The organism is Actinosynnema sp. NPDC059335 (genome assembly GCF_042752395.1).
Taxonomy (GTDB): domain Bacteria; phylum Actinomycetota; class Actinomycetes; order Mycobacteriales; family Pseudonocardiaceae; genus Actinosynnema.
The window spans coordinates 38,001-41,377 of sequence record NZ_JBHYXZ010000021.1; the positions used below are offsets into that span (position 1 = coordinate 38,001).

General features: G+C 69.6%; 4 protein-coding genes. 2 read left to right on the plus strand and 2 right to left on the minus strand.

Annotated elements, in window-relative coordinates:
- Nucleotides 1-182: 182 nt before the first annotated feature.
- On the plus strand, nucleotides 183-620 hold the full coding sequence (locus tag ACFXGA_RS09645) for a histone-like nucleoid-structuring protein Lsr2 (protein ID WP_378086023.1): 438 nt from the start codon (nucleotides 183-185) through the stop codon (nucleotides 618-620).
- A gap of 352 nt (nucleotides 621-972) precedes the next feature.
- Here the strand turns inward: ACFXGA_RS09645 and ACFXGA_RS09650 are convergent, their stop codons facing one another.
- Both ACFXGA_RS09650 and ACFXGA_RS09655 read right to left on the minus strand, forming a co-directional pair.
- A complete protein-coding gene (locus ACFXGA_RS09650; RefSeq protein ID WP_378086025.1) occupies nucleotides 973-1,449 on the minus strand; it encodes a hypothetical protein in 477 nt (158 codons plus the stop codon).
- On the minus strand, nucleotides 1,446-1,757 hold the full coding sequence (locus tag ACFXGA_RS09655; RefSeq protein WP_378086027.1) for a hypothetical protein: 312 nt from the start codon (nucleotides 1,755-1,757) through the stop codon (nucleotides 1,446-1,448). The genes ACFXGA_RS09650 and ACFXGA_RS09655 overlap by 4 nt, the downstream gene beginning before the upstream one ends.
- 907 nt (nucleotides 1,758-2,664) lie before the next feature.
- Between ACFXGA_RS09655 and ACFXGA_RS09660 the strand changes: the two genes are divergently transcribed.
- Nucleotides 2,665-3,183: a hypothetical protein gene (locus tag ACFXGA_RS09660; RefSeq protein WP_378086029.1), complete on the plus strand. Its 519-nt coding sequence runs from the start codon at nucleotides 2,665-2,667 to the stop codon at nucleotides 3,181-3,183.
- Nucleotides 3,184-3,377 lie beyond the last annotated feature (194 nt).

Here is a 3,377-nt window from a genome sequence, read left to right on the forward strand (position 1 = left end):
GCGGCCGCCCCCCGGCCGAGCGCCCCGCTGGGCGCCCCCCCGCCCCGCGCCCCCCCCCGCCCCCCCCGCGGCCGCCGCCCCCCCCCCGCGCCCCCCCCCCGCGACCCCGGAAACCGGACGAGCTGTCGGAGGGGACGGCCGACCAGGCGTTCCTCGCCCTCCGCCTGGCCGGCATCGAGTCGTTGCAGGACGGCAGGCGGACCCGCGGGCTCCCGACGCTGCCGGTCGTCCTCGACGACGTGCTGATGACCTTCGACGACGCTAGAGCCGCTGCAACGCTCAAGGTGATGGCACGGCTCGCACGACGGTGGCAGATCGTCGTCTTCAGCCACCACACCCACATCCGCCAAGTCGCCGAAGGCCTGGAGTCCGACAACCTCACCATCGCCGAACTGGACGCCCCGTCCTCGATCGACTCAACGCGCACCCCGCAGGAGATCCGCGACGCCGCGCGCGAGCGCATCGTGATCGGCAACCACACCGAACCCGCCCCGCGCGCCACGAAGACGGTCGACCCGACCCTCGTCCGGGCATGGGCGCGCCGAACCGGCAGGCAGGTGGCGGACCGCGGCCGAATCTCGCAAGACGTCATCGACGCCTACGAAGCCGCTCACAGCTGAACCTGTGCCACCGGGCGCAGTGGATCACTCCGTGCCGGCACAGCACTCAAATCGGTTTTCCCACGGGACCCGACCTGATCAACCGGTTCCCGGTCGCACGACAGCGCCGTTCCGTCACCGGAACACAGCCGGACCAGCGGACACCGCCGCGTCTCGAGCGAAGAGGCAGTCCGCGTGACGCGTTCAACCGCGACCGCAACTCACCCGTTCAGCGCAGCGGGCACCACCCGTTCAGCGCTACGGCGAGAACGTCCAACCGCCGTATGCATCACAAGACGATCGATCGGGAGTCATTTGATGCACGAGCACCACTCAAGCCGAGTCAAAACATTCAAAACCAGCACATCGCCGCTTAAAACTGGAGCACAAGCATGACGGGCGAAATTGCGTACGACGAGCTCACGGCGGACCAACTGTCGGGCACCAGCTGCATCCGCTGCGGACGCGTTCCGGTCAATGCCATGCGGTGCCCGAGGCGCTTGCGCTGGAGGATCTCCGGCACCCCGGCCTCGATAAGCCGCGTCTCGTGCGCGTGACGTAGGTCATGGGAGTGCAGGCCAGGGTGGATCGGCGCCCATCCTCGGGTCGGATCGCCGGTGACGAAGGGCAGCCGGACCCGCCGCCGGAAGTTCGGCCGGCGCAGCAGTCCTCCGCCCAGACCGGTGGACACGTGGTCCTGCATCCGGCCGGCCCGGTGCTCGGCGAGCAGGTCGACCGGGAACGGCGGCAGGTGCACCGTGCGGACACCGGCCTTCGACTTCGGCGGCCCGGGCTCCAACCGGCCGCCCACCTCGTGCAGGGCTCCCTTGTCCGGTTCGATCGTGATCACCCTGCGGGCCAGGTCCACCCGCGCCCGCCGGCCAGCTCGCTCCACCGCAGGCACGTGTACGCCGTTGTGACCACCAACACGGCGTCCACGGGGGAACACCGCTCGGCCGGCGACCGCCGCAGCGTCTTGACCCACCCCTTCGCCGCGAGCCGCGAGATCGCCTTCAACGGCACGTCACGGAACCGCGGCAGCACGTGGTTGCGCAGGCGCGGGTCGTACTCCGCCCACGTCGTCGCACTCACGTCATGGGCGTCCGCCCGGATCCGCACCCACTCCCCCGACGGCATCACGCCCACCGAGGATTCCACGAACGTTCCCCGGCGCTGATCCGACTCGATGTCCCTCGCCCGACCGACCGCCACCGAACGATCGGTGAACCGGTCTCCGAACCCAATGCCCCATCCGGCAACCGGAACCGCACCCGAAGACCGGACCGTGCTTCTCCACTCACGCCATTACCCATCACTCCCGGTCAACGACGAAACCCCGCCCCGAACGGACGCAGCAGACCTGGACGCTCCACAAAGGACGGATGTCAGCCCGCATGTGGTCGCCACACCCATCCGAAGCCGAGTGTGTTGACGCTGCGCCCGCCACCTCGCCACCCCACGACGACCAAGGGTTGCCGCCATGATCATCCGGGGCGCACGTGAGCCGTCCGGAACCTCGGAGGACGAGCCGAGGAGCACTGCCGTCGAGATGGCGCGGGGACCGGAACCGGCGACGGAACGGAGCGCTGAGCCGTCCGGTATCGACCGTCGAGTGAGGTCGTAGCCCACACGAGTGCACATATGGCTCAAGCTCTGGAGCCGTAACGGTCGTGCTCGTCAAGATGGCCGGCGGAGGGTCTCCTTCCGCGTCGTAGTCAGGATCGATCCCCGGCAGAGAACCGGTGCCGCAGGAGCGCGGTGATGTCCCGGGCAACTCCGGTGCACCGTCTCCGCTGCCCTTACGTCGGACTCGAGCCGTTGCCTCCGGATCTCCCGCTCAGGTGAAACCGCACCAGGTCGGCGTGACACCGTCCACAAAGGATTGGTGTGCCCACACCCTGTCTGCGCCGTGGGGCGTCCATGCCGGACGACGCCGCCGAACCGCCGGCCCCACCTCACCCAACTCGGCGGAGTTCCACCGGAAGTGACGCGGATCCAGGTGGCGGCGAACCCGGCGAGGCGCAAGTCTCGTCCGCAGCGGTACCCGACGAAAGTGAGGACGTTCGTGTCCAGCACAGCAGACAGCGTCGATGCCCAGCAGGCGGAGCTCGGGAAGATCCTCGGGCTTGACGGCCCCGCGTCCGAGGACGTGCTCAGGGCCGCCGTGGGCGACGAGCAGTTCGCCCGCAACATCCTGACCTGCCGCCGCGATCCCGAACTCCTCGCCGCGGTGCTCGCCCGCCCGCCCGTCCCGGCCGAGCCCCTGCCCACGTCCACCCTCGTCGCCCGCGGCGCCTCGGCGCTGGCCCGCTGGGCGCGCACCGGCTTCACCGTGGTGACCGACGAGGTGTTCGACGCCCGGATCGCGGCGTGCAACACCTGCCCCCATCGGACCGGTCCGCAGGTCGCCGGCGTTCTGGGCCGCCTCGCGGCCACCGGCCTGGCCGACAAGTCCACCTGCGCCCTGTGCGGCTGCGTCCTGGCCCGCAAGGCGCGCCTCCCTTCCGAACAGTGTCCCGCGGCCGACCCCGACCGCCCCGGCCACACCCGGTGGGGAGACGCCCTGCCGAAGGCCCGGCCCTGAACGGCCGAGCCGGGACCGACAGCCCGCCCCAATCCCGAAAAACCAGGGAATCGCGATGGCCGAGATCGACAAGCTGAAGTTCGTCGGCGTGATGATCAAAGGTGAGAAGTACCACGTCCTGTGCAGCACGAAGAATTCCGACGAGAAGATCTACCAGTACCTGAGCACACCGAATGACCGATCCGATACGAAAC